General features: G+C 65.1%; 4 protein-coding genes. All 4 read right to left on the minus strand.

What is annotated here, in order from left to right; all coding sequences use genetic code 11:
* Positions 1 to 106 precede the first annotated feature (106 nt).
* On the minus strand, positions 107 to 979 hold the full coding sequence (locus GA0061098_RS43245) for a CheR family methyltransferase (RefSeq protein ID WP_091968209.1): 873 nt from the start codon (positions 977 to 979) through the stop codon (positions 107 to 109).
* Complete coding sequence (locus GA0061098_RS43250; RefSeq protein ID WP_091968212.1) at positions 976 to 2,166, minus strand: protein-glutamate methylesterase/protein-glutamine glutaminase; 1,191 nt, start codon at positions 2,164 to 2,166, stop codon at positions 976 to 978. Before GA0061098_RS43250 ends, GA0061098_RS43245 begins: the two co-directional genes overlap by 4 nt.
* Positions 2,167 to 2,241: 75 nt before the next feature.
* Positions 2,242 to 2,607, minus strand: a complete 366-nt coding sequence (locus GA0061098_RS43255) for a response regulator (RefSeq protein WP_007600538.1) — start codon at positions 2,605 to 2,607, stop codon at positions 2,242 to 2,244.
* Positions 2,608 to 2,679: 72 nt separating this feature from the next.
* The coding region (locus tag GA0061098_RS43260) for a chemotaxis protein CheW (RefSeq protein ID WP_208610758.1) at positions 2,680 to 2,958 on the minus strand (279 nt) is incomplete at its 5' end.

Genomic DNA, 2,958 nt, shown 5'->3' on the forward strand with positions numbered 1-2,958 from the left:
ACAGACTTGGCTGGCAATTGCCGTAACCACGGCCCTTCTCCTGCCGTCCTCAACTTCAAAAGCCGATAACGCAACAGGCCCACAAGGGGAGAGGGTGAGAAGCAATTCACCGCGCCGCGGCAACCTTCAAGGATGGCGGCATCAATCCGCCCATGGGGCGGCCGGAGCGTGCAGGGTTGAGCTGGTAGAGACCGCGGCGCTCGGTAATCGGACGGAACGCGTCGGTGATGCCGACGACGGATTCGGCAGCGCCGAGCAGCAGCGTGCCGTCGGCCTCCAGGCCCTTCGCCATCCGCTCGAAGATCACCGCCTTGGTGTCCTGGTCGAAATAGATCAGCACGTTGCGGCAGAAGATCACGTCGAACGTGCCGAGATGGGAGAAATCCTGCAGCAGATTGAGCTGGCGGAACTGCACCATCGCGCGAATGTCGGCATTGAGCTGCCAGACCTCGCCGGATTGCGTGAAGTACTTCATCAGGTGCTGGATCGGCAGGCCGCGCTGCACCTCGAACTGGCTGTAGATTCCAGCCTTGGATTTCTCCAGCACCTCCAGCGACAGATCGGTGGCGACGATCTCGATGCGCCAGCCGGCCAACGCTGCGCCCATCTCCTTCACGCACATCGCGATCGAATAGGGCTCCTGCCCCGTCGACGACGCCGCCGACCAGATGCGCAAGCTCTTGCGCGCCGCCCGCGCCTTGATCAGGCCCGGCAGGATGGTCTCGCGTAGATGATCGAACGGGATCTTGTCGCGGTAGAAGAAGGTCTCGTTGGTGGTCATCGCTTCGACCACGTCGGTGGCAAGCCGGCCGTCGCCGTTCCTGATCTTCAGCACGAGATCGGGAATGCCTGATAGACTCGCCTTGCGCGCCAGCGGCAAGAGCCGGCTCTCGACCAGATATTGCTTGTCGGGGGACAGATCGAGGCCGGAGCGCTCTTTCAGGAACTTGCGCAGATAATCGTAGTCGGTCGGCGTCACGCGCGATCTCCCGCGAACAGGCGGTTGACCTTGGCGCCGATCTGGTTGAGCGGCAGGATCGCCGCGCAGATGCCGGCATTGGCCGCCGCGCCCGGCATGCCCCAGACCACGCTGGAGGCTTCGTCCTGCGCGATGACGCTGCCGCCGGCGGCAACGATGTCCTTGCCGCCGCGCATGCCGTCCGAGCCCATGCCGGTCAGGATCACGGAGAGGATGCTGCCGTGCCAGATGTCGATGGCGGAGGTGAAGAGCGGATCGACCGCGGGCTTGCAGAAATTGACGGCGGGGCCGTCGTCGAGCGCGATCACGGTGTCCGCGCCGCTGCGCGCCACGCGCATGTGCTTGCCGCCGGGCGCCAGATAGATCCGTCCCGGCTTCACCGGCTCGCCGTCGACCGCCTCGGCTGCCGGCTTACGGCTCGAACGCGCCAGATGCTCGGCAAGGATGGTGGTGAAGGTCGGCGGCATGTGCTGGGTGATCAGCACCGGGAAGCGGTCGATCACCGGGCCGAGCTCGGTGACGAGCGCCATCAGCGCCTGCGGACCGCCGGTCGAGGAGCCGATCAGCAGCACCTTGGGCGCCTGATTGGAGAACGGGCGCATGGTGAGCGCCCCGGACGACGCAGCAGGCACCGCCGGAGCGGGCACTGTGGGCCGCGCAACAGGACTACGCGGGGCCGGAGCCGGGCTCGCTGGCGCCAGCGGCGGGCTTGCGACCGCGGCCTTGCGACGCAGCCGCGCACCGAGATGGCGGATCTTCTGGATCAGGTCGTGATGAAAGATGTCCGCGGCCGACGCCTCGCGCGTCGATTCCGGCTTCGGAATGTAATCGGCGGCGCCGAGCGACAGCGCCTTGAAGCTGATCTCCGCGTTGCGGCGGGTCAGCGTCGAGGCCATGATGATGACGAGATCGCGCTTCTTCGCCAGCAGCTGCGGCAGCGCCGAGATGCCGTCGAGCTCGGGCATCTCGATGTCGAGCACTGCAACGTCAGGATTGATGCGTTCGATCTGGTTGACCGCTTCGAGCCCGGTGCGCAGCGAGGCAGCGACCTCCATGTCGTGCTCGGCACCGATCCAGCGCGAGATCAGACCGCGGATGACGACGGAGTCGTCGACGATCATCACCCGCAGCGGCCCCGCTTCGCGCGAGCCCGTCGTAGCCGAATTACCTGCGAACGCAACACTCATTACTCACCAACTCAGACTGAAAGGGTACAGTTGAAAACAAGCGCCGAAGAATCCCTTCGGCCTCCGGCCGATCGCTCAGATAAGGCCGACTTCCTGGAATTTCGCCGTCACGATGTCCTTGTCGAACGGCTTCATGATGTACTCGTTGGCACCGGCATGCAGCGCGCGCGCGATATGCGCGACGTCGTTCTCGGTGGTGCAGAACACCACCTTGGGCTGGTCGCCGCCGGGCATGCGCCTGAGATGGCCGAGGAACTCGTAGCCGTCCATCACGGGCATGTTCCAGTCGAGCAGCACCGCATCGGGCAAGCCGCGCTTGCAGGCCTCCAGCGCCTTCTCACCGTCCTCGGCTTCGAGGATCTGGAAGTCGAGGCCCTCCAGGATCCGGCGCGCAACCTTGCGGATGACGCTGGAATCATCAACAACGAGACAAGTTCGCATGTGAACCTCTGCTTCCTCCCCCTTTGCGGGGGGTACTTCCAATTACTGGCACGTCGGCGGCGAGCCGCCGTATCAGGCCGCCATCATTTCCGGCGCGAGCTCGAGGACGCGATCGACGTCGAGGACGACCATGAGCTGGCCGTCGAGGCGATGGACGCCGCCGGCGAGCTTGGCCATGCGAGGATCGAGGTTGACGGGATTTTCTTCCATGCCGTCCTCGGACAGGCGCAGCACCTCGCCGATCTGGTCGATCAGGAGGCCATAGGATTCACCGCGCAAATCGACGCCGACCGCCATCGGCACCTTGCCGTCCTCGGGCTGCGGCAGACCGAGACGGGCGCGCATGTCGAC

Origin of the sequence: Bradyrhizobium shewense, assembly GCF_900094605.1 — a bacterium.
GTDB classification, from domain to species: domain Bacteria; phylum Pseudomonadota; class Alphaproteobacteria; order Rhizobiales; family Xanthobacteraceae; genus Bradyrhizobium; species Bradyrhizobium shewense.

What these genes read in the sequence shown, in the direction of transcription:
- GA0061098_RS43255 (WP_007600538.1), bottom strand. Translation starts at nt 2,607, where the DNA reads ATGCGAACTTGTCTCGTTGTTGATGATTCCAGCGTCATCCGCAAGGTT.
- GA0061098_RS43250 (WP_091968212.1), bottom strand. Translation starts at nt 2,166, where the DNA reads ATGAGTGTTGCGTTCGCAGGTAATTCGGCTACGACGGGCTCGCGCGAA.